General features: G+C 71.2%; 24 protein-coding genes, 2 tRNA genes, 1 pseudogene and 1 riboswitch. Of the genes and pseudogenes, 9 read left to right on the top strand and 18 right to left on the bottom strand.

Annotated elements, in window-relative coordinates; all coding sequences use genetic code 11:
- Positions 1-4 precede the first annotated feature (4 nt).
- Both K6U06_RS06205 and K6U06_RS06200 read left to right on the top strand, forming a co-directional pair.
- Entirely contained in the window at positions 5-460 is a 456-nt protein-coding gene (locus K6U06_RS06205; protein ID WP_262321039.1) for a GNAT family N-acetyltransferase, read from the top strand.
- Between the two features lie 12 nt (positions 461-472).
- Positions 473-1,036, top strand: coding sequence for a hypothetical protein (locus K6U06_RS06200; protein WP_262321038.1), 564 nt, complete (start codon positions 473-475; stop codon positions 1,034-1,036).
- A 24-nt stretch (positions 1,037-1,060) separates the two neighbouring features.
- Here K6U06_RS06200 and K6U06_RS06195 read toward each other — a convergent pair whose 3' ends face one another.
- Complete coding sequence (locus K6U06_RS06195; protein WP_262321037.1) at positions 1,061-1,192, bottom strand: hypothetical protein; 132 nt, start codon at positions 1,190-1,192, stop codon at positions 1,061-1,063.
- A gap of 127 nt (positions 1,193-1,319) precedes the next feature.
- Here K6U06_RS06195 and K6U06_RS06190 point away from each other — a divergent pair, with 127 nt between their 5' ends.
- The gene (locus K6U06_RS06190) at positions 1,320-1,694 is read left to right on the top strand and encodes a DUF952 domain-containing protein (protein ID WP_262321036.1); all 375 of its coding nucleotides are present in this window, start codon (positions 1,320-1,322) and stop codon (positions 1,692-1,694) included.
- A 31-nt stretch (positions 1,695-1,725) separates the two neighbouring features.
- On the opposite strand, the gene K6U06_RS06185 is transcribed toward K6U06_RS06190, so the two are convergent.
- Positions 1,726-2,820, bottom strand: coding sequence for a phosphotransferase (locus K6U06_RS06185; protein WP_262321035.1), 1,095 nt, complete (start codon positions 2,818-2,820; stop codon positions 1,726-1,728).
- Positions 2,817-4,229: a purine-cytosine permease family protein gene (locus K6U06_RS06180; RefSeq protein WP_262321034.1), complete on the bottom strand. Its 1,413-nt coding sequence runs from the start codon at positions 4,227-4,229 to the stop codon at positions 2,817-2,819. The genes K6U06_RS06185 and K6U06_RS06180 overlap by 4 nt, the downstream gene beginning before the upstream one ends.
- Positions 4,223-4,335: riboswitch (TPP riboswitch) on the bottom strand. (Overlaps the previous gene by 7 nt.)
- Positions 4,336-4,357: 22 nt before the next feature.
- Here K6U06_RS06180 and K6U06_RS06175 point away from each other — a divergent pair.
- Positions 4,358-5,233 carry a phosphatase PAP2 family protein gene (locus K6U06_RS06175; protein WP_262321033.1) on the top strand — a complete coding sequence of 292 codons (876 nt, stop codon included), beginning with the start codon at positions 4,358-4,360 and terminating at the stop codon, positions 5,231-5,233.
- 49 nt (positions 5,234-5,282) lie between these two features.
- Here the strand turns inward: K6U06_RS06175 and K6U06_RS06170 are convergent, their stop codons facing one another.
- Positions 5,283-6,005, bottom strand: a complete 723-nt coding sequence (locus K6U06_RS06170; protein WP_262321032.1) for a hypothetical protein — start codon at positions 6,003-6,005, stop codon at positions 5,283-5,285.
- A gap of 148 nt (positions 6,006-6,153) precedes the next feature.
- Between K6U06_RS06170 and K6U06_RS06165 the strand changes: the two genes are divergently transcribed.
- Entirely contained in the window at positions 6,154-7,023 is an 870-nt protein-coding gene (locus tag K6U06_RS06165) for a DMT family transporter (protein ID WP_262321031.1), read from the top strand.
- 151 nt (positions 7,024-7,174) lie between these two features.
- Here K6U06_RS06165 and K6U06_RS06160 read toward each other — a convergent pair whose 3' ends face one another.
- The gene (locus tag K6U06_RS06160; RefSeq protein WP_262321030.1) at positions 7,175-9,262 is read right to left on the bottom strand and encodes an alpha/beta hydrolase family protein; all 2,088 of its coding nucleotides are present in this window, start codon (positions 9,260-9,262) and stop codon (positions 7,175-7,177) included.
- A 151-nt stretch (positions 9,263-9,413) separates the two neighbouring features.
- On the opposite strand from K6U06_RS06160, the gene K6U06_RS06155 reads away from it, so the two are divergent.
- Positions 9,414-9,614, top strand: a complete 201-nt coding sequence (locus tag K6U06_RS06155; RefSeq protein WP_262321029.1) for a hypothetical protein — start codon at positions 9,414-9,416, stop codon at positions 9,612-9,614.
- A gap of 133 nt (positions 9,615-9,747) precedes the next feature.
- Positions 9,748-10,065: a DUF677 domain-containing protein gene (locus K6U06_RS06150; protein WP_262321028.1), complete on the top strand. Its 318-nt coding sequence runs from the start codon at positions 9,748-9,750 to the stop codon at positions 10,063-10,065.
- A 42-nt stretch (positions 10,066-10,107) separates the two neighbouring features.
- Here the strand turns inward: K6U06_RS06150 and K6U06_RS06145 are convergent, their stop codons facing one another.
- Genes K6U06_RS06145 through K6U06_RS06135 form a run of 3 tightly spaced genes read right to left on the bottom strand, consistent with a single transcriptional unit; the run spans position 10,108 to position 12,433 of the window.
- Positions 10,108-10,722: a discoidin domain-containing protein gene (locus K6U06_RS06145; protein WP_262321027.1), complete on the bottom strand. Its 615-nt coding sequence runs from the start codon at positions 10,720-10,722 to the stop codon at positions 10,108-10,110.
- Positions 10,719-11,933: a hypothetical protein gene (locus tag K6U06_RS06140; RefSeq protein ID WP_262321026.1), complete on the bottom strand. Its 1,215-nt coding sequence runs from the start codon at positions 11,931-11,933 to the stop codon at positions 10,719-10,721. The genes K6U06_RS06145 and K6U06_RS06140 overlap by 4 nt, the downstream gene beginning before the upstream one ends.
- Positions 11,930-12,433, bottom strand: a complete 504-nt coding sequence (locus K6U06_RS06135) for a DUF2510 domain-containing protein (RefSeq protein WP_262321025.1) — start codon at positions 12,431-12,433, stop codon at positions 11,930-11,932. The genes K6U06_RS06140 and K6U06_RS06135 overlap by 4 nt, the downstream gene beginning before the upstream one ends.
- Positions 12,434-12,860: 427 nt before the next feature.
- On the opposite strand from K6U06_RS06135, the gene K6U06_RS06130 reads away from it, so the two are divergent.
- Positions 12,861-13,997 carry a sensor domain-containing diguanylate cyclase gene (locus K6U06_RS06130; RefSeq protein WP_262321321.1) on the top strand — a complete coding sequence of 379 codons (1,137 nt, stop codon included), beginning with the start codon at positions 12,861-12,863 and terminating at the stop codon, positions 13,995-13,997.
- 221 nt (positions 13,998-14,218) lie between these two features.
- Here the strand turns inward: K6U06_RS06130 and K6U06_RS06125 are convergent.
- Positions 14,219-14,291, bottom strand: a tRNA-Ile gene (locus K6U06_RS06125).
- Between the two features lie 77 nt (positions 14,292-14,368).
- Positions 14,369-14,444: transfer RNA gene (locus K6U06_RS06120), tRNA-Asn, on the bottom strand.
- 61 nt (positions 14,445-14,505) lie between these two features.
- Here K6U06_RS06120 and K6U06_RS06115 point away from each other — a divergent pair.
- Positions 14,506-14,805, top strand: coding sequence for a 4a-hydroxytetrahydrobiopterin dehydratase (locus tag K6U06_RS06115; RefSeq protein WP_262321024.1), 300 nt, complete (start codon positions 14,506-14,508; stop codon positions 14,803-14,805).
- A 33-nt stretch (positions 14,806-14,838) separates the two neighbouring features.
- Here the strand turns inward: K6U06_RS06115 and rpoD are convergent, their stop codons facing one another.
- From rpoD to K6U06_RS24500, 8 genes and pseudogenes are all read right to left on the bottom strand, one after another.
- On the bottom strand, positions 14,839-15,897 hold the full coding sequence (gene rpoD / locus K6U06_RS24505; RefSeq protein WP_410050999.1) for an RNA polymerase sigma factor RpoD: 1,059 nt from the start codon (positions 15,895-15,897) through the stop codon (positions 14,839-14,841).
- A 417-nt stretch (positions 15,898-16,314) separates the two neighbouring features.
- Positions 16,315-16,503: pseudogene (locus K6U06_RS24630) on the bottom strand (RNA polymerase sigma factor region1.1 domain-containing protein); the annotation flags it as partial.
- Positions 16,503-18,446, bottom strand: coding sequence for a DNA primase (gene dnaG, locus K6U06_RS06100; protein WP_262321023.1), 1,944 nt, complete (start codon positions 18,444-18,446; stop codon positions 16,503-16,505). The gene dnaG and the pseudogene K6U06_RS24630, both read right to left, overlap by 1 nt.
- Before the next feature lie 20 nt (positions 18,447-18,466).
- The gene (gene ppdK, locus K6U06_RS06095; protein ID WP_262321022.1) at positions 18,467-21,148 is read right to left on the bottom strand and encodes a pyruvate, phosphate dikinase; all 2,682 of its coding nucleotides are present in this window, start codon (positions 21,146-21,148) and stop codon (positions 18,467-18,469) included.
- Positions 21,149-21,200: 52 nt separating this feature from the next.
- Positions 21,201-22,541: a glycine--tRNA ligase gene (locus K6U06_RS06090; RefSeq protein WP_262321021.1), complete on the bottom strand. Its 1,341-nt coding sequence runs from the start codon at positions 22,539-22,541 to the stop codon at positions 21,201-21,203.
- A gap of 44 nt (positions 22,542-22,585) precedes the next feature.
- Positions 22,586-23,359, bottom strand: coding sequence for a DNA repair protein RecO (recO, locus tag K6U06_RS06085; protein ID WP_262321020.1), 774 nt, complete (start codon positions 23,357-23,359; stop codon positions 22,586-22,588).
- 3 nt (positions 23,360-23,362) lie between these two features.
- Positions 23,363-24,100, bottom strand: coding sequence for a polyprenyl diphosphate synthase (gene uppS / locus K6U06_RS06080; RefSeq protein WP_262321019.1), 738 nt, complete (start codon positions 24,098-24,100; stop codon positions 23,363-23,365).
- A 50-nt stretch (positions 24,101-24,150) separates the two neighbouring features.
- A complete protein-coding gene (locus tag K6U06_RS24500) occupies positions 24,151-26,322 on the bottom strand; it encodes an ATP-dependent DNA helicase (RefSeq protein WP_316044692.1) in 2,172 nt (723 codons plus the stop codon).
- Positions 26,323-26,332: the final 10 nt, after the last annotated feature.

Here is a 26,332-nt window from a genome sequence, read left to right as displayed (position 1 = left end):
GCCGATGCCCGTGCGCAACGCCACCGAAGACGACCTGGACGAGATCTGCGCCATGGTGAAGGAGCTCGCCGACTTCGAGGAGTCGGGCGACGAGGTGGATCTCGACCCCGAGGACCTCCGCCGCCACGTGTTCGGCCCCGATCCCGCGGCCCACGTGTTGATCGCCCACCCGGCCGGGGACCCCGGAACGGTCGCGGGCATGGCGCTTTGGTTCCGGACCTACTCGACGTGGGTCGGGCGTCCGGGTGTGTGGCTGGAGGACCTGTTCGTGCGCCCCGCCCACCGACGGGCCGGTTTGGCCCGCGAGCTGCTCGACGCGCTGGCCGCCCGGACCGACGGTCGGGTCGAGTGGGCGGTCCTCGACTGGAACCGCGGGGCGATCGACTTCTACGACGGTCTCGGCGCCAAGCCGGTCGAGGGTTGGACCCGCTACCGCTGGCTGCCGGGCTCCGCCGGATAGCATCGAGTCGCTGTGGCTGTCATCGATGTTGCGGGGTACGTGGCGGAGATCAAAGATCACGCCGTCGACCATGGGTTCCATGTCCACGACGAGCGCCACTTCGTGGAGACCTATTCGCTGCGCCAGGCGTGGGAGGTGGACCTCCACCCGGAGGAGGGCTGCAACGGCCCCCTCGACTTGCACCTGGCGCTCGAGGTCGACCCGAGGGTGCTGTTGTCGTTCGAGGACGCGGTCGTCGACCTGCCGGAGGACGCGGAGCCTCCCGACGACTTCCACTTCCCGCTCACCTTCACCTGGGCACTCCCGCCGCTCCCCCACGGTCCCGACCTCCTGCGCCTGGCCATCGACCTGGCCGGAATCGGGGGCATCGAGCTGCCTCTCGAGTCCTCGGCCATCGATAGCTACGCGTCGGCGACCGACCCGGCGGAGCGGCGGATCACCATCGTCGCCCGCCAGCAGATCTCCCTGGCCCGCATCCTCGGTGGCGAGGAGCTGCTCTGCGACACCTTGGACCGGGCGTTGGCGGTCAGCCAGTACCTGCTCGAGCGGGCGCCGGCCTGGCTTAGCGAGGCCTGACCCCTCCGGTCGGCCTTCGCAGGTTCAGCGACGGCCGGAGCGCCGGTACATCAGGAACGACACGAGGAACACGCCGAGCACGGCAGCTAGGGCCAGCGCCAGCGCGACGGCCACGACCGGCGTCGCCGAGGTGGCCTCGATGGAGGCGGTCAACATGACGGGAGACTCACCTCCCCCCCGCGGATGGGGTGGAGGACGGTCTCCCCGAGGACTTGGGGGTTTACCGACCATAGAACGCGGTCGTAATGGTAATGGAAAATGGGCCGGTCGCTACTGTCATCGGGTGGAACCGGAACCCCTCTACCACCTGGCCCTGGCCGCCGACTGGGACGCGGCCGTGGCAGCGGGCAGCTACACGATGTCCACCGTGGGGCGGACGCTCGAGGAGGAAGGGTTCATCCACCTGAGCCGGGGCCGCCAGATCGCCGCCACCGCGGCCCGCTTCTACCGAAACCGCCGCGATGTCGTGCTGGTCACCCTCGACCCGGCCCGCCTGGCGCCGGAGGTGCGCGAAGAACCCGTCGGCGACGACACCTTCCCTCACCTCTACGGGCCGCTCGACCCGGCCGCCGCCGTCGCGGTCACGCCGCTCCCCCTCGGCGCCGACGGTGTGGTCGTGGTCCCGCCCGGACTGGGCTTCGAGGCTGGTTCGCGCTAGGCCGGTGGACCTGCGGCGTGACCGTCGCGGGTCAGCGCGTCGCGCCCGCTTGCACCTCATCGATCAGCCGGCGCCCGCCCGGACCGGCCCACCACGCCAGGTGGCCGCAGAGGTATCCGTCCCACGCCAGCTCCGCGTTGACCGGATCGCCGACCACCGCCGCGAAGTACTCCACCTCGGACAGCGCGAAGTCGACGTGGGCCAGGGGCAGGGCCCGGGCCACGCCGGGCAAGTCGAGCGGGCGGGTCGCGAGGTACCCGTCGAGCAGCGCGGCCACCCCGCCCCAGTCGACCGGCACCGGGCGGCCCTCGGCCAGGTCCAGCCAGCCGACCACGGCTCGCTCGATCGCGACGGCGGTGTCGAACTCGGCTCCGGTCGGTCCGGCCAGCCCGACGTCGACGATCCCGGCCACCTCCGAACCCGACCACATGAGGTTGGTGGCGTGCCAGTCGCCGTGCCCCCACCCCGACCCGGAGGGGGGCGCCTCCCACGGCTCCAGCAACGGGCCGAGCTGGGCCTCCCAGTCGCGGCCCGCCAACCACGCCGCCAGTCCCGGCCGGGAGCCCACCAGGCGAGCGACGGCCGACATCGGGTCGGGGTCGGTGGCGATGCGACTCCCGCCGGTCAGCACCCCGGCCGGTACCCCCGGGTGATCCCAGCCGGCAGCGGCGGCGTGGAAGCGGGCCAGCGCCGCCCCGCTACCCCGGGCGTCGCCGGCGTCTCGGTAGGGGGTCCAGGCCAGGGCGTCCCGGTAGCGGTCGTCACCCGGCGCCCGCCGCTGCACCTCGTAGGTCCACTCCCCCGCGCCGAGGGTCGTAGTGCCGCCAGGACGGTCGATGACCTCCGCGACGGGCTGGCCTCCAGCTAGGAGATGGCGGGCGAAGGCGTGCTCGACGGCCAGCGCGTCCGAGGAACGGACCAGGCGGTGATGGCGCTTGACGAACACCGCCTCCCCGCCGGTCACGTCGACCAGCGCGGCGGCCGAGAACGGGCGCGGCGATCGCCACGCCACCCCTCGGCTCTCCATGCCCCACGCGTCGAGCACCGCCCGGGCCTCGTCCTCGGTGATCGGCGGCCAGTCCGGATCGACCGGCTCGCGCCCCATCCCGTGGGCGGTGGCGGTCATCCCCGGCGGAGCGCGCCGGCGATGCGTTCCACGCCGCCGAGCAGCAGGGTGGCGGCCATCGACACGGCCAGGGAGCAAAGCGACGCGCTCATCCACCCTGCGGGGGTGAAGCCCAGCGCCCGGTTGACCGCGGCCCATCCCGACACCCACCAGGAGACGTAGCCGGGGTTGATCAGCTGGTAGGTCACGAACCCGAGGGCCCACGGCACCAGGCGGGCCCACCTGGCCGGCGAGCCCTCCGACAGGTCCCAGCGGTCCCGGCTGACCACGAAAAAGTCGACCACCAACACCCCGAACATCGGCACGAACACCGACCCGATCAGCGACAGGAAGTTCTGGTAGTCGGCGATGTGGAACCACAAGGCGGCCACGGTGGTGACCACACCCAGGGTGACGGAGAGGATGCGCCGGTCCCAGCCCGGGCGGAAGTTCTGTAGCGACACCGCGGTCGAGTAGACGTTGGCGAAGGACTGATCGAGTTCCCGGGCGGCGAGCACCGCGAACGCCACCGTCCCGAGCGGCACGGCGATGAACGCGCCGTAGATGTCGTCGGGGGTCCGGGCCACGGTGACCAGGGCCAGCAGGCCGAGCAGGTAGCACGCGACCTGGGTCACGCTGTAACCGATCAGGGTGCCGGCGAAGGCTGTGCGTTCGCTGCGGGCGTGGCGGGTGTAGTCGGCGGCGAGGGGCACGAACGACACCGCGACCGCCACCGTCGAGTCCATCGCCACCCAAAACCCCGACCAGCTGCCCCTGGTGAGCGAAGGCAACGGGTGGCGGGCCAGCTCGACGAACAGGTACGCCACCACCACGACCACCGCCACCGTCACGTACTTGCGAAGGACCCGGACCGCGCCGAGCGGGCGCAGGGTGAGGGCGGTCGTCGCCGCCCCGGCGATGAGCACCGCTGCCCAGTGCGGCAGGCCGGGCGCCACCGTGTGGGCCGCGGTGGCGATGGTGACCAGCTCGAATATCCCCCACCCGAGGCACTGGACGACGTTGAGGACCGTCGGCAGGTACGAGAGCCGGGCGCCGAACAACCCCCGGAGCAGGACCATCGCCGGTGCCCCGGTCCGGGCGCCGGGCACCCCGGCCGCGGCTACGGCCAGCGTTCCAAGCAGGGTGCCGACCACCGTGGCGACCACCGCGGCCACGATCGACAGCTCGGGCGTGCCGGTCCCGTAGGGCTGGAGGACGAAGATGGCTCCGGTGAAACCGAGCAGGCTGACGCCGAGGTTGCCCCACAAGCCGAGCTGGTCGGTGAAGCCGAGCGGTTGGGGTACCGGCTCGAGCAGCGTCGCCGGCGCCTCGGAGTGCCGGTCGCCTGCGACGGTGACGATCGAGCCTACGGCCGTGACGCGGTCCCTCGGCCCGTCGGGGAGGTCCCCGGCTTCGATCTCGACGGCCATCGTGTCTCCCGTCCCTACGCCGGCATTATCCGGTCAGGTTCGAGCGGTCGGCGACGCTCCTGTCGCCCTCTCAGCCCGGTGCGCCCGAGCTCCCGCGTGTGGTTGCACTGCGACGTTAGCGTGGCGCGATGCTGCAGTGGCTGCCGTGGGAGGACGCCGCGGAGATGGCCGCGGTCACCGGCGTCGCGTGGAGCGTGTCGCGGCACCGTCGCCGTCGCGTGGCGCGCCTCGTCCACCCGTGGGCCAAGGAGTTGACACTGGTCCTGGTGCTCTACGCGATGTGGCAGTACGCCGGGCGGTGGTCTCTCGGGCGCGCCGCGCTGGCGCTCGGCCGGGGCCGGCGCATCTGGGCGGCTGAGCGCACCCTCGGGTTGCCGAGCGAGCGATCGCTGCAGCGCCTGGTCCTCGGCCACCGGGGTGTCGTGCACTGGCTGAACGTGTTCTACGCCCAGGCTCACGTTCCGGCCCTGGGTCTGCTGCTGGTGTGGCTGTTTGTCCGTCACCGTGAGCGCTACCCGCAGGTGCGGACCGTGGTGGCGCTGGTTACCGGCGCGAGCCTGCTGATCCAGCTCCTGCCCGTCGCCCCGCCCCGGCTGATCCCGAGCCTGGGTGTGGTCGACACCGGCGCCCTGGTCGGGCCGTCCGACTACGCGGGTGGCGCGCCCGGCATCGATCAGCTCTCGGCCATGCCGTCGCTGCACGTCGCGTGGGCGCTCGTCGTCGCCGGCGGCGTGCTCTACGCCTCCCGCAGCAGGATGCGCTGGCTGGTCGTCGGATACCCCCTGCTGACGGTCTTCACCGTGGTTGCGACCGGCAACCACTACTGGGCCGACGCAGCGGTGGCCGCCGCGCTGTGCCTCCTGGCCGGCGCGGCGGTGCGGGTGGCGTACCGGCCGCCGGCGGCGAGCGCGGCCCGGATCCTCAACTCAGCCGACGAAGACCTGGCCGGGGTGGTCGAGCCCAACGGGGCCGGCGATCAGGTCGTGGACGCGGCCGGCCGGTAACCAGCGCCGACCCGGAGGCTCCGACCCTGAAGGCTCCGACCCTGAAGGCTCAGTGGAAGCCGACGCGGTGGGTCCACGCCGCCCAGTCGGCGGGAAGGTGGAAGTACACGGCTCCAAGGGCCACGCCCGCCACCAAGCTGCCGGCCACCAGACCCTGCCGCAGCGGGCCGTAGACCGCCGCGGCCCGCTGCCGGCGGGTGCCGAAGTCAGCCAGCGTGAGGCGGGTGGCCCGCAGCGTGTGGGCCAGCACGTGGACGGCCATGGCCGCGAACCAGGCGACGAAGCTCAGCTTGTGGAGGGTGATCATCCCGTGGGCGTCAGGCCCCTCACGCCACGCCAAAACGCCGGTGGTGAGCACCGCAACGGTGGTGACCACGACTACCGGGCCGAGCGCCCGCAGCAGCGGGACCGGAGGGCCGGCTTCCCGGTAGCGGGCGTCGTGGAGGTAGTAGCGGGCGAAGCGCCACGACGTGGCGCCCAGCTTCAAAGCGACGGGCGGGATCAGGGCCAGGCCGATGGCGACGTGCCACGACAGGTGGGACCCGATGCCGACGATGGTGACGCCCTCGGCGAAGAGCATGATCAGCAGCACCAATCCGGTCGCGCCGATCAGGCGGGCGTTGGCCTCGACGCCGCGATCCCGTCTCAGGCGGGCCTTGCCCCGTCCCGGTGACGCACCGGCCCGCGACGGTCCTTGCAGCACCGGCGACGGCCCGCGGCGCGCCGGCGGGACTGGACCGCTCATCCTGCCGGCGTCTCGCTGGTTGGTCACCGCTCGCTCCCTGCTCGAGCCGGCCATCGGGACCGGCCGGGCGGGCGAATAGTGACCCGCTTCCCTGAAGGGACCGTGAAGCCGATGCCATCGCCGTCCGCCCGGCCGTTCACCATCCCCTCAGGTCGACGGGCCATAGTGACCGGTCGTGAGCACCTCCGTGGCTGCCGTCAGCGGTCTGGGCGCCGCCGCGCTCTTCGCTGCCGGCACCGCGCTGCAGTACCGGGTCGCTACCGCGAGCGAGCATCTCGGCGGTCTAGACCTCCGCGCCGTCACCACGTTCGCTCGACGCAGCGTCACGTCGCGGCGCTGGATGCTCGGCACGGCGCTTCTCGGCACCGGTCTCGGACTGCACGCTCTGGCCCTGCACGAGGGTCCGCTCACGCTGGTCCAGCCGCTGCTCATCGCAGGGGTGCTGTTCGCGCTCCCGGCCAGCCGGTGGGTGGGCGGGCCGCCGCTTCGTCGCAGCGACCTGCGGTGGGCGGTGGTGCTGGTCGGGGCGCTGGTCTTGTTCTTGGTTACGGCCACCCCGGCCCGCCAGGGCTACCACGGCATCGACACGGTCCCGGCCCTCGCTACCTTCGCGACCGGTGCGGCGTCCATCGCGGTGTGCGTGGTCCTGGCCCGCCGGGCGCCGCAGGAACGGACCGCCATGCTCCTCGGCATCGCCGCGGGCATCGCTTTGGCCGGTAGCGCGGCGCTGATCAAGGTATCGACCGACGTACTGGCCAAGGGGGTGGTCCCGCTGCTGGTCAGCTGGGACTTCTACTCGCTCATCGTCGTCGGCGCCGCGGCCCTCCTCCTGAGCCAGCTGTCCTACCGGGCCGGTCCGATGATCGCCAGCCTCCCTGCCATCAACACGGCGAACCCGTTGATGAGCGTGGTCATCGGCACCGCGGTGTTCGACGAACGGTTCCGCACCGGGCTCACGGCCACGTCGCTGGAGGTGCTCACGCTGGCCGCGGTGCTCGTCGCCACCGCCGCGTTGAGCCGGCGTGCCGCACAAGCTGAGGGGTAGCGCCGGTCCTCATCGAAGTGCGGTTCGGCTGTTCCGGGGCTATCGCGAAGCGGCGGACCGCTGCGTCGCGCCGGCGGAACCTCGCGGCGATGACTGTTCCTGGTCCGCTCCTCTTTCCCCACCTCCTCGCAGCCGCGGTCCGCGCTGCGGCTCACAACGGCGACGGACGCTCCCATGGCCGGCCGAGCACGTGGTGGTCGAGGAACGCGAACACCGTCTCGTACCAGACGGTGGCGTCCCCCGGCTGGAGGATCCAGTGGTTCTCGTCGGGGAACGACAGGTACTTGGCGACCTTGCCGTGCTCCACCAGGTCGGTCCACAGCCGCACCGATTCGCTCACCGGGCAGCGGTAGTCGTTTACTCCGTGGATCACCAGCATCGGCGACGTGATCGCCTCGACGTAGGCATCCGGTGACCACCGCCGGTAGAACTCCGGGTCCTCGGCGGGGCGGCCCCACTGGTCGGACCACGCGGAGGGCAGGTCGGTGGTGGGCTGGAACCCTTCGAGCGACCAGATGCTGGCGTGGCTGACGATCGCCTTGAACCGGCCGGTGTGGCCGGCGATCCAGTTGGCCATGTAGCCGCCGTACGAGCCGCCCATCGCTGCGGTCCGGCTCTCGTCGATGTCGTCGCGTTGCTCGGCTGCGTCGGTCAGCGCCATCAGGTCACCGAAGGGGTTGCCTCCCCACTGCCGCCAGCCGCGCTGCAGGAACGGCAGCCCGTAGCCGGTCGACAGGGCCGGGTCCGGGAGGAGCACCGCCCACCCCCGGGCGGCCATCAGCCACGGGTTCCAGCGCCAGCTCCAGTCGTTCCAGGAGCCGTAAGGGCCTCCGTGGACCCAGAGCACCAGCGGCGCGGGCTCGGTGGCGGACGCCCCATCGGGCAGCACCAGCCACGCCCGCAGGTTCGTGCGGTCCTCCGCGGTCGCGCTCAGCTCCTCGATCCTCCCCGGGACCGGCACCGACCCGGGCGCCTGGACGGCCTGAGCGTTGCCGCTGGCGTCGAGACGGACCGGGCGCGGCGGCATTCCGATCCCCGACTGCAGCACGAACATCCCTCCGTCGGCGACGGGCACCGGGTGCGTCCAGCTCCCGCCGGCTTGGACGACGTGCACTTCGGAGGTGTCCGGGTCGACCAGGCACAGAGGGTGGTGGCCGGCTCGATCGCCAGCCACCACGAGGGTGCGCCCGTCGAAGCTCCACGTGACCTCCGCCGGCCAGAGGTCTCCGAGGTCCAGGTGGCGCGGGGACCCGCCGGCGCGGTCGACGACTGCGACCTGGGTCAGGTAGGGCTCGTCGGGCTTGCCGCGTGACTGGGCGAGGCAGGCAACCCGCCCGTCGGGCGAGATGGTCGGGCTCTCGTAGTACCAGTAGGCGTCGGGAGCGGATGCCACCACCGTCCGGGCGCCGGTGGCAACCTCGATGGCAACGACATCCACCCGGACCCGTCCCTCCGGCAGGGAGGTCTGCCAGGACGTGACGACGGTCGTTCCGTCGGCGCTCAGCACCGGTCTGGCGTCTTGGAGGGCCTGGCCGGCGTCGGGGGTCAGGTCCCGGACCTCGACGAGGCCGGTGTCAGTGTCGGTGTGACCGGCGCTGGCGTCGGCGCCTGCGCCGCCCGCGCCGACCGGTCGCAAGACGCCGGCGAAGTAGTGCACCTCCTCGGGGCCGATCTCGTGGTCCCACTGCCGCACGGGCAGAGTCTCGTGGAGGATCGCGGTGATCTTCCGGTCGGAGCGGTCTTTGTGCCACGCCTCGTCGGCGGGGTCGTCTCGCCCGCCGGGCGCGACCTTGGCGGCGAACACGACGACGGGCTGGTCGCGTGCCGCGGCGACGGCGGTGACCGCGCCGGGCCGCGCCGCGACGACCCAGGGTTCGCCGCCTCCGTCGGGTAGACGCCAAAGCGCCGACGCGTCATCGTCCGTGCCGCCCGGGCGGGGGCGGTCGGAGATGAACAGGATCGACCCGTCCGACGCGAACGCCGGGGAGCGTTCCCCCTTGTCGGAGCGGGTCAGCCGGCGCGCCAGCTGCCCGCCGGCCGGGTCGAGCTCCCAGATCGCCGACACGTGGCGCCCACCCGCCGAGTCGAGGTGGGCGATGGATCCGACCAGTCGGTCTCCGGGCCCGGACGCGGCCAGACCCGACAGGCGAGGTATGGCCACGTAGCGGCGGGGGTCGCTGAACGCGCCAGCGGCACCGCTGGCGTCGCGCTCTTTGGTTGGGGTGGTCTCGTCCGCCATGCAGACATCCTGCCCGGCCCGACGGCGCGGAGCGAGCGAGTTCAAGGGCCGCCCGATCTCCCCGCCCGTCGCGCCGGCGCGGCTCCTGGTCGCGGGCGGCGGGGCCCGCACGACCCCGGCATAGCGGGGCCGCCGGCGGGTACGACCCCCTATGCCCAAGGATCGCGACCAACTCACGCCAGTGGAGCCCGAAGACCGCGACAAGGTTCCGGCCGAGGCCACCAGGGCGGTCGACGACGAGATCGCTCCGGAGGCCGCCGAGGACGGTGCTCCGCTCGGGCGGGCGTCAGGCCACGGAGGCCCGACCGCCCGCAACGAGGTCGGCGGTGACACCAAGGACCGCTACCGCTGACTCCCCTGGCGGCCACGCCCGGCTCCGGGCCGCGAGACCCGCATCGGTGAGGGGCCGCCCACGCAGAGTCAGGCCCGGGAAGTCCCGGAAGAAAGCCTGGCGGTGACGTCTCGCAGCGGTGATCATGGATCCCATGGACTCCTCTGAGGCGTCGACCCGGCTGCGGACCAAGGGAATCGAGCTTTCGAAGTCGGTCGACCGGCTCACCCACACGGTGACGGAGTTGGACGAAGAGAGCAGCCATTGTTCCGGCCTGGCGGATCGCTACGAGGACTTCGCCGCCCGCATGGCCGACGAGTACCCGTCGCTGGCCGGTCCGGCGGCGCAGCTGGCGGTGCTCTTCCGTGAGCTGGAGGTGGCCCTGGACCGCCTGAACGCCACCAACGCTTCGGTCATCCGGGACGGCGGATCGCTCGCCGACGACGTCATTGACCTGACCAGGGAGCCCTGAGCAGCACCCCGTCGAGCGCTGTTCGCGAGCCGGCGGTCGACGCTACCGGAGCCACGACCAGCTGCCGGGTTTGGCGCAGGAGACAGACACCTCCGCCAGCTGGAGCGCGTATTCGCTGGAGGCCTCCATCCTCGGCAAGTTCGTCGCGGTGATCAAGAATCCGTTGGCGAGCACCGGGTGGGCGAGGGGCAACGAGAGTGTCGCCGTTTCGGCGCGCGACACCGAGACCGTGCCCTGGTGGCCGCCTACCAGGGGGGCCGGCACCCAAGCCGCCCCTGTGGAGTAATCGACGGTGAGAGTGCCCGGCCACGACGCCGGGCGCCCGCTCGGCTTGGGGACCGTCAGCTGCACCGAGTCGACGGTCCCGGGGCCGAACCCGAACGCCAGCCACTCCGTCGCTTCGGGGCTCGGATGGCCGGCACTGGCCCAGGCCGTGCGACGGTTGCGGTCCCGTGCGTTGCTGGAACGCCACGCGCTGCTCCACGTGCTGGAACCCTGAGCCGACATCGTCTGACACACCGGCACCGCCGCCGACCAGGTGGCTGTCACCCGGGACAGGACGGCGGCCGCGATCAGCAACGTGACGCACAACGCTCCGGCCAGCGCCGGCGCGCTGCGGCGACGCACTCCGCCGCTGCCCTTCGGCTCGGTGGTCACGGGCGCAGGTAGATCTTCCGCCAGTGGAGGACCGCGGCGAGACCTATCCACAGCGCCTCGAGGGCGACGGTCAGGGTCGCCTGCGGGTGCCCGCCTACCGCAATGGCTTGCTCGAGGTGGACGAGCAGTGGTCTGCCGCCCGAGGTGTGCGCGCCGAGCCACGCGGTCAGCGCATGAGAGCCGAAGTAAACGAAAAGACTGTTGCGTCCCAGCGCGACGAGCACCCACACCGGGAACCGGGCGTCGGGAGCGGTGGTGCCCGACGCCCGGCGGCGGTCGAACACCAGGTGACCGGCGAGCAACAAGACGCCCGCCGCGGTCGCGAGCAGGAGGTCGAACGGGGGCGTCCACTGCTTCTTGAAGGCGGGCACGATCAGATCGAGGGCTTGTGCAAAGCCGAGGGCCGCGATCAGCACCGCACCGCCAGCCAGCGCGACCTCCACCGGCCCCCGCCGGCGGTACTCGAGGATCAGGTGCCCGATAGTCGCCCCCATGCTTGCCACCACCAACGCGCCCAAGATGGACGGCACTCCCTCGGGGTCGTAGCCGAGTGTCCCGGCCACATAAAGGTGACCAGGACCGAAGACCGCATAATCGATCACGTGAGACGGGTTGCATGACGTGGTCAGCCGCCCGCCGCAGTGCGCGGACCACGCCGCCAGCAACAGCGTGTAGCTGCACGCCATCACGGCGGTCGCCCAGGCCCACGACTTCCACCCCTTGAGGACCATGTGCAGCAGCACGATGCCGGTCACCACGCCGGCGTAGAGCTGAAGCACGCCCGGGTACCGCAGGGTCGAGAAGCGGAACGGCGCCCCCGACGAGATGATGTAGTTGTAGACGAGGCCGACCACGCAGAGGATCACGATCCGCCGGATGGCGGGCTTCACTCGGACCCGTCGAGCGTTCGCGAACGCCAGGCCGCAGCCTGACAGCGTCACAAACACGGGGAAGATCCAGTCCATCGGGTGGATCCCGATCCACCCCGCGTGGTCGAACCAGGCGGGCACGTTGACCCACGAGTCGACGCCCACACTGACCAGCAGCATCCCCCCGCGAACCGCGTCCAGGCCGACCAGCCGGCCCGAGGCCCGGCGGGAGGGATCCGGCGGAGCGGGCGAAGGGCAGTCGCCGGCCGAGGTCCGGTCGACCACCGCGGCGGAAGCCGCCTGCGAGGCGGTCCGGGCCGGGGATTCGCCCGGTTGGCTCACGACGGACGAGCCGAGGTGTCCGACGTCCACGAGGCCCCGTCCCAGTAGCGACGGCAACCTCCGACTCCCCAAGGATCCGGTTTCCATCCCGGAGAGCGGTCCGCCGGCGCTTCGCTTGCCGGGGTCGGGCGCCGGCGGGTGACGCTGCCCGTTGCGGGGTCGGCCCGGCGTGCCTGCACGGTGCGTACCACCAGGATTCCGAGGCAGACCAGCCCGGCTGCCGCCGCGTAAGCGCCAACCCCGAAGCTGGCCAGGCCTCTCAGGTGGCGGACCGACCGGTACAACTCGTAGAAGTCGCGGCCGCCCGCGGTCAGAGTCGCAACGACGACCACCAAGGCCATCCAACCTAGGAGCCGGATGCCGACGCCGAAGTAGCCAGCCACGGCGAGAAGCGCGCCGGCTGCGACCATGGTTATCGGCAGGTAGCCGAAGAGGTGGGTGACCGAACTCAGGCGAAATAGGTTCAAATTGCCGAGGAACACCACCTGTACCCAGGGCATCGCGGTGGACACCGCCAGTAGCGCCCCGCCGGCCGTGCACAGGAGGTACCGTCGCCGATCCGCGCCCTCAAAGTGGCTCCCGCCCCGCCATCGGAAGTGTCGTCGCACGTCGATCCAGCCCCGCTGCTCGTGCCGGCCACACCCCGGCCCCAGGGAAGGACTGTAGGGGATCTCAGTCCCGGATGGCCCACATCCCTTCGCCGCGGGGCCGACACCGGCGTGGGTGCGCTCAACTTTAAGGCGCTATTGGTCGATGATAGGGGGAATGCACTCCAACTCGTCGACTCGGAGGCGGGCCGTTCTCGCTGCCGTTCGCCGACCTCGCCGATGGGCGATCGGACGCCGGGGCCGGCGCGACGCAAGGAAGTACCTCGGGAGCTTCGAGGCGGCTCTGGGGACAGCTGCACCCCTGGGGGCAGCGGTGGCGATGTTCGTCGGCGTCACCGCGCTGGGCCTAGTCGGGGGCCGCCCCGACCCCGAGGCCGTCGCCGTGCTTTACCTGTTGCCGGTCACCGCCACCGGGTGGTCCCTCGGTCGGTGGGGGGCGGTGGGCGCCACGGTCCTGGGTCTGGCCCTGGCGGCGACGTGGGCGACTCGAGGTCCCAACGCGCTCGGCCCGCTCGGCTACCTGACGCTCGCGGTGGCACTCGCCATTCCTGGCTGGTTGGCTGCCGCCCGCCGGTCAGGCTGGCAGGCCAGGGCCGCGGACCGGTCGTGGTTCGCGATGTCGAACGACCTTTTGGTCGAAGCCAGCCTCGACGGCTACTTCACCCGGCTCAGCGAACAATGGGAGCACACGTTCGGGTGGACCCGAGCCGAGCTCATGGCCCGACCGTTCCGGGAACTGATCCACCCCGATGACCTAGCCGCCACCGAGATCCACGCCGGGGCCTTGGAGAAGGCTCCCGGCACGGTGTCCAACTTCGAGAATCGGTACCTGGCCAAGGACGGTTCGTGGAGGTGGCTGCTGTGGTCTGCTCGGTCAGACGGCCGGCGCAAGTACGCAGTGGCCCGCGACATCACCGTGCGAAAGGAGCTCGAGCAGCAGCGGCACGAACAACTGCGCGAGGAAGGTGCGCTGGCCAGGACCGACGCCCTGACCGGCCTGCCGAACCGGCGAGCGTGGGAAGAGGCGCTCGCCGAAGCGTTCGACCGGGCCTCGGCTGGCGACCAGGCCCTGTCGCTGGCGGTCATAGACCTAGACGAGTTCAAACGCTTCAACGACCGCTACGGCCACACCTCGGGCGACGCCATGCTCCGCAAGGCGGCGGAGGCTTGGCGAAGCACGCTGCGGTCCACCGACGTCTTGGCCCGCTATGGAGGCGAGGAGTTCGCCGTGCTGCTCCCGGGCTGCGGGATCGGCGCCGCCACACAATTGCTCGAGCGCCTGCGGGTAGCCACGCCGCACCCTCAGACTTGCTCGGTCGGCGTGACCGCCTGGACGCTCGGCGACAGTCCGGAGGATCTGGTCGCCCGGGCGGACGTCGCCCTCTACGAGGCGAAGCGCAAGGGCCGGGACCGCCTGGCGATCGCCAGCAGCCCGACGTCGCGACGCTCTTCGTAGCCCTTCGTTTGGGCCACGTTTGAGCCATTCGGGAGCTGGGCCCGGTTTGGGGTCACGCGGCCCAGATGGTTGTCGGCCCAGTCCTGAGTGAGCAGACCTGGCTGCGAAAGTCGTGCGCTGTTCAGCCGTGGCGAAGCGAGCGACCAAATCGACCGCGACTACATCGACATCGCCGGCAGCCAAGGCCCAGGGTCTCGAAGTCTGACCAGGGATTTCCTCGGTGGGCCCGGCGGGGATCGAACCCGCGACCAAGGGATTATGAGTCCCGCGCTCTGACCACTGAGCTACGAGCCCGCCGCAGCCTACCGAAGCGGCCGGTCGGTCTCGGGCCTGCCGACGGCGCTGCTGGCCGCCGGTGGCGGGGAGGCGGATGGCTCCGGGGGAGAGACTCGAACTCTCAACCTAATGATTAACAGTCATTTGCTCTGCCGATTGAGCTACCCCGGATTGCCGGAGGGACAATCTACCATCCCCCCAGAGGGGTCCGCCCACCAGTAGGAATGGAGCCGTGCCCGACCGTCCCGTACCGCTGCCAGCCGCCGACCTGGCCCACGCCGTCGCCGCTCTCGACGGATGGGAGGGCGACCTCGAAGGCATCACCCGGACCATCGAGACCGACAGCTTCCCCGCTGCGATCGATCTGGTCAGGGCGGTGGCCGACATCGCCGAAGAGATGAACCACCATCCCGACATCGACATCCGGTGGCGCACCGTCACCTTCACCTTGCGCACCCACGACGCCGGGGGCGTCACCAAGCTGGACATCGATCAGGCCAAGCGCATCGACGCCCTCGTCGCCGGCGACTGATCGCAAGGCGGGACCTCGCTTCGGGCCGGCGACCTACTCGCCGTCGAGGTAGTCGCGCAGGTGGCCGCTGCGCAGCGGGTGGCGCAGCTTGGCCAGCGTCTTCGACTCGATCTGGCGGATCCGCTCGCGGGTGACCCCGAATTCCTTGCCGACCTCCTCGAGAGTGCGCATCTGCCCGTCGTCGAGACCGAAACGCAGGCGCACGACGCGCTGCTCGCGCTCGGAGAGCTCGGAGAGAGCCAGGTTGACCGCCTCGTTGAGCATGGCCCGGGTGGCCGCGTCGGAGGGGGCGATGGCCGACTCGTCCTCGATCAGGTCCGACAGGCTGAAGTCGTCGTCGCCCATCGGCTGCTCGAGTGAGACCGTCTCCTGGCTGACCCTGAGGATCTCGCGGACCCGGGCAGCTGACAGCTCGGTGCGGGCGGCGACCTCCTCCATCGTCGGCTCACGGCCGAAGTCCTGGAGCAGCTGACGCTGGACCCGCACCACCTTGTTGATGGTCTCCACCATGTGGACCGGGATACGGATGGTGCGAGCCTGGTCGGCGATGGCCCGGGTGATCGCCTGGCGGATCCACCATGTGGCGTAGGTGGAGAACTTGAAGCCCTTCGTGTAGTCGAACTTGTCGACCGCCCGCATCAGGCCGAGGTTGCCCTCTTGGATGAGGTCCAGGAGGGCCATTCCTCGGTTGCGGTACCGCTTGGCGATGGAGACGACCAAGCGGAGGTTGGCCTCGACCAAGATGCGCTTCGCGGCGACGCCCTCGCTGGCCAGCCGGCGGTCGCGGAGCAGCGCTTGGCGGTCGTGCTCGCCGGCCTCGGCCCGGGCCATGATCCGCTGCGTCGCCGCCAGGCCGGCCTCGACACAGCGGGCCAGCACGACCTCCTCGGCGCCGGTGAGCAGCGGGACCCGCCCGATCTCCTTGAGGTACATGCGGACCGGGTCGGAGCTGCCCCCGGAGAAGGCGTCGAGATCGACGCGTAGATCTGCGACCGACAGGCGCCCACGGTGACGGAACGATGTCGGGCCGACCAGCCGAGCCAGCGCTGCCGATGTCGAGTCGTCGTTGATGTCGACACCGGGAGGCACGATGAGGCCGCCGTCGGCCTGGACGGCGACCGCCTCGCTGTCGAGGACGGCCGCACCACCGAGCAGCTCGGCGGCGTCACGCGCCCGGGCGTCCGGGGGCAGGGCAGCGAAGCTCCCTAGACCCGACGGCGGGCGTCCCGCTCCGACCCCTGGCCCGACGACGGGTCCCCCATCCACCCCGTCTAGCTCACCGAGCTCGACGAGAACATCGTCGTCGCCTGCATCCTCAACGGGCAGCACGTCGTCGTCGACGAGCACGTCATCGTCGACAAGCACCTCACCGTCCACGAGCACGTCATCGTCGACGAGCACGTCATCGTCGTCGGCGTCGAAGAGCGGGTCGGGGTCGACGGCCGCGTCGGCTCCCTGCCCCAGCCCCAGGCCTTCGTGGTCGGCGAGCACGTGGTCGTCGCGCCACTCGATCCCCTCGGCTTTGACCCGGCCGACGACCGCGTCGATGAGGGCGGGGGTGAGCTCGACTGACTCGAGGACGGCCATCACGTCGTCGGGTGTCAGATAACCGCGCTCGCGTCCGAGGAGCAGCAGAGCTGCGAAATCCACCGTCGGGGCACCTTCGGTCGTGAACGGCGCAGCTATCGACTCGTTCATCATGACGCCTGCTGCTCGGTGGGTGCCGGCGACGGGTCCGGGTCGACAGTCCCCGGATCGGTCTCCGGCTGGCTACGGGCCACGAGCCAATCTACCAGTGCGACTTCGGCACCTTGGGCCGCTTTCGGGTCTTCGCCCTCGGGCGGGCGGAGCATCTCCAACGCCAGTTTGAGCCAGGCGGTGAGCGGCGCGTACGGGCTCGGGTCGGGGGCGGAGCGCATCTCCGCGCCGAGCTCGTCGAGCGCCCGCTTGCCGGCCCGCTCGACCAGGCGGACCATGACGTCGTCGGTTTCCTCCTCGGGCGGTTCGACGGCCAGGCGCTGCAACAGGCCGGCGGTCTGGGGATCGGCCCACTCGATCGCCTCGTGGAGGGTGGAAGCGCCGGCGAGGGCGTCGAACGCAGCGACGGCCAGGGGGTGGGCGAAAAGGACCCGCTCGAGGCGCCCGGCCAGCTCCTCGGGGCGGTGCACGGCAAGGCGCAGCGCCTCGAGCTCCGCGCCGCCTACCGCAGGCGCGCCGGTGCCGTCCGATATGGCCGACGAGGCCGGTCCCGGACGGCGGTCGTGGCCCGGCGGGGTCCCGCCGGCGCGGCGGCTCCCGCCCGGTGCCGCTCCCGGGGCCGGCCCTGAGGCAGCGCTCCGGCCAGAGCCTTCGCCTCCTGGAGGCGCGGCCTCCATGGTCCGCAGCCGGTCCGGGCTGAGCCGGCAACGGTCCGCCACCTCCATCAGGTACTGGTCTTGGACCAGGTCGCTCGGGTGCTCCCGGACCAGCGCCATTGCGGTGGTCGCGGCCCGGGCCCGGCCCTCCGGGGTGCTCAGGTCGGCGGCGGCGAACAGCCTGGCCAGGCGGAACCCGAGGTAGGGGCGGGCGTCGTCGATCGCCGCCTTGAGGGCGTCGGGGTCGCTGCGGGCCAGGTCGGCGGGGTCGGCGCCCGGCGGCAGGGCCGCGACTCTGATGTCGAGATCGAAGCGGCGCTCCCACTCGTAGAAGTGCTCCGCCGCGGCCTGGCCGGCGCCGTCGGCGTCGTAGGCCAGGACCACCTTGCGGGCGAAGCGGGTCAGCAGCTTGATGTGCCCGTCGGCCAGGGCGGTGCCGCAGGTGGCGACGGCCTCGCCGATGCCGGCGCGGTGAAGCCCGATGACGTCGGTGTAGCCCTCGCAGATCACGATGCGGCCGCGCTCGACCACGTCGCGCTTGGCCCAGTTGAGGCCGTAGAGGACCTGGCTTTTGTCGTAGACCGCGGTCCCGGCGGTGTTTTTGTACTTGGGCGGCCGTCCGCCGGGGAGCATCCGGCCGCCGGCCCCCAAAGGCCGCCCGCTGGCATCGAAGATCGGGAACAGCAGCCGACCCCGGAAGAAGTCGTTGTAGCGGCCCCGGTCGTTGAGCGTGGCCAGACCGGCCTCGACGAGCGCCTGGGGCGGCACCCGCATGGCTTTGACCAGGTGGTCCCACCCGTCGGGCGCCCAACCGAGCTGGTACTTGGTGACCACGTCACTGTCGTAGCCGCGCTCGCGGCGCAGGTAGCGGCGGGCCGCGTTGGCGTCGGGCGCGGTGGACGCCTTCAACTGCTGGTGGTACCAGGCGATGGCCGCCTCGAGGGTCTCGTAGATCTTGGCCCGGCGGACCTGGTTGCGTCCGGTGGCGGCGTCGTCGTAGCGGAGGGTGATGCCGGCCTTCGCGGCCAGGCGTTCCACCGCGTCGGCGAAGTCCAGGTGCTCCATCTCGCGCACGAAGCTGATGGCGTCGCCGCTGGCCTGGCACCCGAAGCAGTAGTAGACCCCGAGCTCGTTGTTGATCGAGAACGAGGGGCTCTTCTCCGAGTGGAACGGGCACAGCCCGCTCCACTGGAGACCGACCTTGCGCAGCGCCATGTGCTCGCTCGCGACCGCGACCAGGTCGGTCGCGGCCCGGACCCGGGCGATGTCCTCGTCGACGATGCCCACCCGCCTAGCCTCCCACTCGGCTACCCGTCGGCGAGCACGGCCTGGGCAGCCGCCAGCCGGGCGATCGGCACCCGGAACGGCGAGCAGGACACGTAGTCGAGCCCGGCCCGGCGGAAGAACGCGATGGACTCGGGGTCCCCGCCGTGCTCACCGCAGACGCCCATCTTGAGGCCGGGAACGGTGGCCCGGCCGCGGGCCACCGCGTCGAGGACCAGCTGCCCGACTCCGGGCTGGTCGATGGTTTCGAACGGGTTGCGCTTGAGGAGGCCGGCTTCGAGATAGGCGGCCATCATGCGGCCTTCCACGTCGTCGCGGCTGAAGCCAAAGGTCATCTGGGTGAGATCGTTGGTCCCGAAACTGAAGAAGTCGGCGACTTCGGCGATCTCGTCAGCTCGCACCGCGGCGCGCGGCGTCTCGATCATGGTGCCGATGGTCACGTCGAGCTTGCGGCGCAAGCCTGCGGTCTCGGACTCGACGGCGCCAGCCACCCACGAGCGGGCCAGGGCCAGCTCCTCACGGGTGACGGTCAGGGGGATCATGACCTCCACCCGGGGCTTGCCACCGGCAGCCAGGCGCTCCTTGGCCGCCTCCATCAGGGCCCGGACCTGCATGGCGTAGAGGCCGGGCTTGATCACTCCGAGGCGCACGCCGCGGGTGCCGAGCATCGGGTTGACCTCACGCCACTCCTTGGCCGCACCGAGCAGCTTCTGCTCCTCGGCGTCGAGGCCGCTGGTGGCGGCCTTCAGCTCCAGCTCCTCGATGGAGGGGAGGAACTCGTGGAGCGGCGGGTCGAGCAGCCGGACGGTCACCGGGAGGTTGTCCATCGCTTCAAGGATCGCGACGAAGTCCAGCTTCTGGGCCTCCCGCAGCTCCTCGAGCGCGGCGTCCTCCTCCTCGGGCGTTTCGGCCAGGATCATGCGCCGCACGATCGGCAGCCGGTCATCGGCGAGGAACATGTGCTCGGTGCGGCACAGCCCGATGCCCTCCGCCCCGAGGCGGCGGGCGTTGGCCGCGTCGGGCCCGTTGTCGGCGTTGGCCCGAACCGCCATCTTGCCCTTGCGGACGCTGTCAGCCCACTTGAGGACGCTTTGGAACTCCTCGGTCGGCTCGGCGGGACTGAGGGCCACCTCGCCTAGGGCCACCTCGCCGCTGCCGCCGTCTAGAGAGATGACGTCGCCTTCGGCGACGGTGATGTCACCGACGCTGAAGCTACGGCCGGTGATGCGGACCTTCTCGGCGCCGACCACCGCCGGCTTGCCCCACCCGCGGGCGACGACCGCGGCGTGGCTGACCAGGCCGCCCCGGCTGGTGAGGATGCCCTGGGCGGCGATCATGCCGTGCACGTCCTCGGGCGAGGTCTCGGAGCGGACCAGGATCACCGCTTCGCCGCGCTCCGCGGCGGCGACCGCTTCGTCCGCGGTGAAGTACACCTTGCCGACCGCGGCGCCCGGTGACGCGGCCAGGGCCTTGGTCAACAGGTTGCTCGGCCGGACCGCGAACTGCGGGTGGAGTAGCTGGTCCGCGTGATCCGCGCTGACCCGGCTGATGGCCTCCTCCTTGGAGATCTGCCACGGCTTCGGGGCCGGCTTGTCGATGGTCAGCTTGACCCCTCGCGGCGGCTTCCAGTCCTGGCGCTTGGTCATGTCGACGGCCATCTTGAACGCGGCCTTCCCGGTCCGCTTCCCCACCCGGGTCTGCAGCATCCACAGCCGGCCGTCCTCGATCGTGAACTCGGTGTCGCACATGTCCCGGTAGTGCGCCTCGAGGCGGGCGAAGATCTCCATCAGCTCGGTGTGCACGTGCGGGAAGCGCTCCTGCAGCGCCGAGAGCGGAAGCGTGTTGCGGATGCCCGCCACGACGTCCTCCCCTTGGGCGTTGACCAAGAAGTCGCCGTACTCGCCCTGCGCGCCCGTCGCCGGGTCCCGGGTGAAACCGACGCCGGTGCCGGAGTTGTCGTTGCGGTTGCCGAACACCATGGCCTGCACGTTGACCGCGGTGCCCAGCTCGTGGTCGATCTTCTCCCGGATCCGATAGGCCCGGGCCCGGGCGCCGTTCCAGGAGCGGAAGACCGCCTCGATGGCCCCCTGCAGCTGATCGGAAGGCTCCTGCGGGAAGGGCTGACCGGTGGCGCGCTCGACGACTTCCTTGTACTTCTCGCACAGGTCGGCCAGGTCGCCGGCGGGGATCTCCGCGTCGGTCGCCACGCCGGTCACCCGCTTGGCGTCCTCGAAGGGCTGATCGAACTCCTCGCCGGGGATGTCGAGCACGATCCGTCCGTACATGGAGATGAACCGGCGGTACGAGTCGTACGCGAAGCGATCGTCACTGGTCTGGTCGGCCAGGCCCTTCACCGACGCATCGTTGAGACCGAGGTTGAGGACCGTGTCCATCATCCCCGGCATCGAGAACTTGGCCCCGGAGCGGACACTCACGAGCAGCGGGTCGCTGGAGTCGCCCAGCTTCTTTCCCATCGCCTTCTCCAGGCGGCGGACGTGACGCTCCACCTCGCCGGTCAGCCCCTCGGGCCACCCGCCGTGCATGTAGGCACGGCAGGCGTCGGTGGTGATGGTGAAGCCGGCGGGCACGGGCAGGCCCAGCACCGACGTCATCTCCGCCAGGTTGGCTCCCTTGCCACCAAGCAGATCCTTCATCTCCATCGGAGCCTTGCGGTGCTTGTGGTCGAAGGCGTACACGTTCGGCATCGACGAACCCTTCTCGTGTGGTCTCGGCGTCGAGCCTACTTACCCGAGGGTCTCAGCCACCCAGGCGAGCGCGGACTTCTTCGACGACCCGATCGATCGGCACCCGGACCTGCTCGGTGGTGTCGCGGTCGCGCACCGTCACCGCCCGGTCCTCGAGGGAATCGAAGTCGACCGTGACGCAAAGAGGGGTGCCGATCTCGTCCTGGCGGCGGTAGCGCCGGCCGATGGCCTGGGTCTCGTCGTAGTCACACATCGCGACCGGCTGCAGGAGCCCGAGCACCTCCTGCGCGGTCGGCAGGAGTGTCTCCTTGCGCGACAGGGGAAGCACCGCCACCTGGTAGGGCGCCAGGCGGGGGTCGAGGCGCAGCACCGTGCGGGTCTCGCCGGCCACCTCGTCGGTGTCGTAGGCGGCGATGAGGAACGCCATCATCGTCCTGGTCGCGCCGGCGGCCGGCTCGATCACGTAGGGGGTGTAGCGCTCGCCGGTCGCCTGGTCGAAGTACTCGAGCTTTTCGCCGCTGGCCGCGGAGTGGGCCTTCAAGTCGTAGTCGGTGCGGTTGGCGATGCCCTCGAGCTCGCCCCATCCCCACGGGAAGAGAAACTCGACGTCGGAGGTGCCGGCGCTGTAGTGGGACAGCTCGTCTTTGTCGTGGGCCCGCAACCGGAGCATGTCCCGGGGGATGCCGAGGTCGACGTACCACTCGAAGCGCTCGTTGCACCAGTAGTCGAACCACTTGGCGGCGTCGGCGGGCGGGACGAAGTACTCGAGCTCCATCTGCTCGAACTCCCTCGTCCGGAACACGAAGTTGCCCGGCGTGATCTCGTTGCGGAACGACTTGCCGACCTGGGCGATGCCGAACGGCGGCCGCTTCCGTGACGTGCGCAGGACGTTGGAAAAATTGACGAAGTGGCCTTGGGCCGTCTCCGGACGCAGGTACGCGGCGTTGCTCTCGTCCTCGACGGGGCCCGCGAACGTCTTGAACATCAGGTTGAACGCGCGGGCTTCGGTCAGGTCGGTCGAATCGCAGTTGGGGCAGTGGACCCGCCCGTCGGGCCCCGGCTCGAGATGATCGGCTCGCCACCGCTCCTTGCAGTTGCGGCAGTCGACGAGGGGATCAGTGAAGTTTTCGAGGTGACCGGAGGCGGCCCAGATCTTCGGGCTGGAGAGGATCGCGGCGTCGAGGCCGACCACGTCGTGGCGCAGCTGCACCATCGAACGCCACCACGCGTTCTTGACGTTGCGGAGCATGTTGACCCCGAGCGGACCGTAGTCGTAGGTGCTGCGGAACCCGCCGTAGATCTCGGCCGACGGGAAGATGAAGCCCCGCGCCTTGGCCAGCCTGACGATCTCTTCCATCTCCACAACCCGCTTTTCGGACGTCCCGGGATCCATGGGGGCGCAGGGTACCGCCCGGCAGTGACCGCCCGGGCATGGCCTCAGTGGCTGAGCATGTGCGCGGCGCGCAACCGCCGCTCCAGATGGTGCTCGAGCGCCCTGGTGGCCAGGTCGGTGACCTCCGCGGCCGCCGGCCCGGTGGGGGTGGTGAGCGCCCGGGCCAGGTCACCGCCGAGGATGGCCCGGATCAGGTCCAGGGCCTCTGGGGTGAGCACCGGCCCCCGCCGGCAGGCCCGGCACAAGGCGCCGCCCTCCGCGGGGTCGAATGCGACCAGCTCGACGGGCCCTCCATCCACACCGCCGTTGCCTGGTCCGCTGTTGCCTGATCCGCTGGTGCCTGGTCCGCCGGCGCCGCAGCGCACGCAGGCGTCGAGCATCGGGGTGACCCCCTCCAGGGCCAGCAGCTTCCAGTAGAAGCCGGCGACGAGCAGGGCGCTGGGCGCGGCGGTGAGGGTACGCAGGGCCCCGACGAGCATCCGGTAGAGGGCCGGGTTGGGTTCTCCCTCCTGCGCGACCTGGTCGACCGCTTCGAGGAGGGCCATGGCATCGGTCATCCGGGTCAGGTCGGTGCGGATCTCGGGATACACCTCCACCGACTCGGCCTGGGTGATGGTGTCGAGCTGGCGGCCCTCGTAGAGCTGCAGTTGCACGCGGCTGGCCGGCTCCAAGCGTCCACCGAAGCGACTCTTGGTCTTGCGCACCCCCTTTGCCACCGCCCGGACCTTTCCCCGACCCTCGGTCACCAGGACGACGATGCGGTCCGCCTCGCCCAGCTTGTAGGTCCTGAGGACCACCGCCTCCTCCCGGTACAGCACCGGCTAGTCCGGCCCCCGCCGGCTGTCGGTGTTGCCGAAACGGCGGTCCCTGGCCTGGAACTCGCGGACTGCTTCGCGCAGGTTTTCCCGGCGGAAGTCCGGCCACAGCACGTCGGTGAACACCAGCTCGCTGTAGGCCAACTCCCAGATCAAGAAGTTGGAGATCCGGTACTCGCCGGAGGTGCGGATGACCAGATCCGGGTCGGGGATGCTCGGGTCGTAGAGGTGGCGGGCGATGGCCTTCTCGTCGATCTTCCTAGCCGGCACGCCCTCCTCGACGAGGGCCCGCACCGCGTCGACGATCTCCGCCCGCCCGCCGTAGTTGAACGCCACGGTGAGGGTCATGGCTGTGTTGCGCTCGGTTAGCCGGGCCGCCTCGTCCATCCGCTTGAGCACCCACCGTGGCACTCGCCAGTCCCGCCGGCCGATGAAACGGATCCGCACGCCCAGGGCGTGCAGGTCATCGCGTCGCCGGGTCAGCAGCTGGTCCGCGATCACGTTCAGGAGGAACCGGACCTCTTCCCCCGGCCGGCGCCAGTTCTCGGTGGAGAAGGCGTAGACCGTGAAGTACGGGATGCCTAGTTCGAGCGCCCCCTGGGCGGCGTCGAAGAGGGCCTCCTCGCCGGCTCGGTGACCTTCGGTGCGGGGTAGGCCCTGCTTGGTCGCCCAGCGGCCGTTGCCGTCCATCACGCAGGCCACGTGCCGCGGGATGCGGTGCGGGTCGAGGCCGTCGAGGTCCATTGCGAGCACGGTACCTTCTCGGGCCGGGCTGATCCGGCGGCGGCGGTCCCTCAGGTGGCGACGGCCCGGGCCCGCACCGGAGCCAGAAAGTCGACGACGTCGGCCAGGCTGCGGGTCCGGCGCATGGGCGGGAGGGCCCGGACCAGGTCCCATTTGTAGCGCGCGGTGCCGAGCCGCTGGTCCAGCACCGCGACCACACCTCGGTCGTCGGCGGCCCGGATCAGCCGGCCGGCACCCTGCGCCAGCAAGGTGGCCGCCCTCGGCACGTCGATGGTCGAGAACGCGGCCCGCCCCAGGCGGTCCCGCCGGGCCTGCAGCAGCGGGTCGTCGGGGCGGGGGAACGGCAGCTTGTCCATCACGACCAGCGACAGCGCCGGTCCGGGGACGTCCACCCCCTGCCAGAAGCCCATGGTGGCGAACAGGCATGACTGCTCGTCCGCCGCGAAAGCCTCCACCAGCGCGGTCTTGGGTAAGTCGGCCTGGGTGAGCACGGTCCAGGGGATCCGTTCCCTGATGTCCTGGGCGGCCGCCTGCATGGCCCGCCAGCTCGTGAACAGCGCCAGGGTCCGGCCGCCGGCGGCCTCGATGAGCGCCACCAGCTCGTCGAGCATCGCCTGCTCGTAGGCGGCCTGGCGGGGGTCGGGCAGGTGCATCGCGCAGTACAGGAGGGACTGCGACGGGTAGTCGAAGGGGCTCCCGACGTCGAGCTCGTCGTAGGACCCGGGGGCAAGCCCGATGCGCTCCCCTAGCCGCGGCGGGATGGTGGCGCTCGTGCAAACCGCGGTCGGAGCGGCGTGGTCCTGCCACAAGAGCGCCTGGAGAGTGGCTCCGACGTCGATGGGAGCGACCCGCAGGACCGGGGCGTGCGCCGGCCCTTCTACCCACGCCACCTTGCCGGCTGCCAGGGCGAGGACCTGGTCGATGTCGCCGACCAGCCCCAGGCCGGCCTGTTGGGCCCGCTGCCGGCGAGGGGCGTCGTCCCCCGCCTGCCGGCCCGAGCCCTGGGCCTGCCCGGCCCCCGGCGCCTGGCCTGCGCCCTGCGTCTGCCCTGCGCCCGGCGCCTGGCTTGCGCCCTGGGCCTGGCCGCCTTTGCGGACCGCCGCGCCGAGCGCCGCGACCCGCTCTCGCACCAGCGTCAGGCGCTCGGCGAGGTCGGCCGGGAGCGGCTGGGGAAGACGCCGCCCCACCGAGGAGCTCAAAGCGTCGGCCAGGATCGCGGCGGCGTCCTCCACCGCGGTGGCCGCCCCGGCGTCGGCCACCAGCGGCCGGGCGGTGCGGGCCAGGGCCACGAGTCGGCCGGAGGTGAGCTCGAAGCCCAGGCTGGCCGAGGCGATGTCCTCCAGCTCGTGGGCCTCGTCGAACACCACCACGTCGTGGGCGGGAAGCACCCCACCGCCCGCCGCCAGGTGGGTGGCGTACAGGTGGGTGTTGACGACGATGACGTCGGCTTGGGACGCCTTGTCCCTCGCCGCCTCGGCGAAGCACACGTCACCGGAGGGGCACTTGGCGGCTCCCGGACAGTCCCGGACCCCGACGCTGACCTGCGCCCAGGCGTGGACGCTCGGCTCCCAAGGCAGGTCCGCCCGGTCCCCGGTCTGGGCCCGCTCGCCCCACTCGATCAGCCGGCGGATCTCCCGTCCGAGCGGGCCCAGACCGGCGTCGAACCCGCCGGCCAAGGTGGGCGTGGCCGCGCCGGCCAGGCCCCGCGCCGGTCCGGCCCGGTCCCCCTTCGCTTTGAGCGGCGCCGGCGGCGACGTGCCGTCGATGGTCAGCTGCACGTCGGGTTCAGGAGCCGCCGCCTCCTCGCTGGTGCCAGCACCCAGCGGGAGCTGATCGCCGGCCCCGCCGATCTCCGACGCCCGCTGGCGGCACAGGTAGTTGCTCCTGCCCTTGAGCACCGCCCAGGTGAAGGGCACTCCTAGATGCTCCTCGAGCAGCGGCAGGTCCCGGGTGGCCAGCTGATCCTGTAGCGCTTTGGTCGCGGTTGACACCACCACCCTGGCGCCGAGGACCAGTGCCGGCACCAGGTACCCCAAGCTCTTACCGGTCCCCGTACCCGCCTGCACGATCAGGTGGCGCTGCGAGGTCACCGCCTTGGCCACCGCAGCGGCCATCACCCGTTGCGCGGGCCGGTCCTCGCGGGCGCTGAGGGCGCCGGTGACCCGCCGCAGCGCGGCATCGATGGTGGGGTCGGTCGCAGGCCCGCCGGCAACCTCGGTCACCCAGGAAGGG

Source organism: Acidiferrimicrobium sp. IK (assembly GCF_025499425.1).
Classification (GTDB): domain Bacteria; phylum Actinomycetota; class Acidimicrobiia; order Acidimicrobiales; family Palsa-688; genus Acidiferrimicrobium.
Note: the sequence above shows the minus strand (reverse complement) of the source record. Positions and strands in the feature narration are given on the sequence as shown.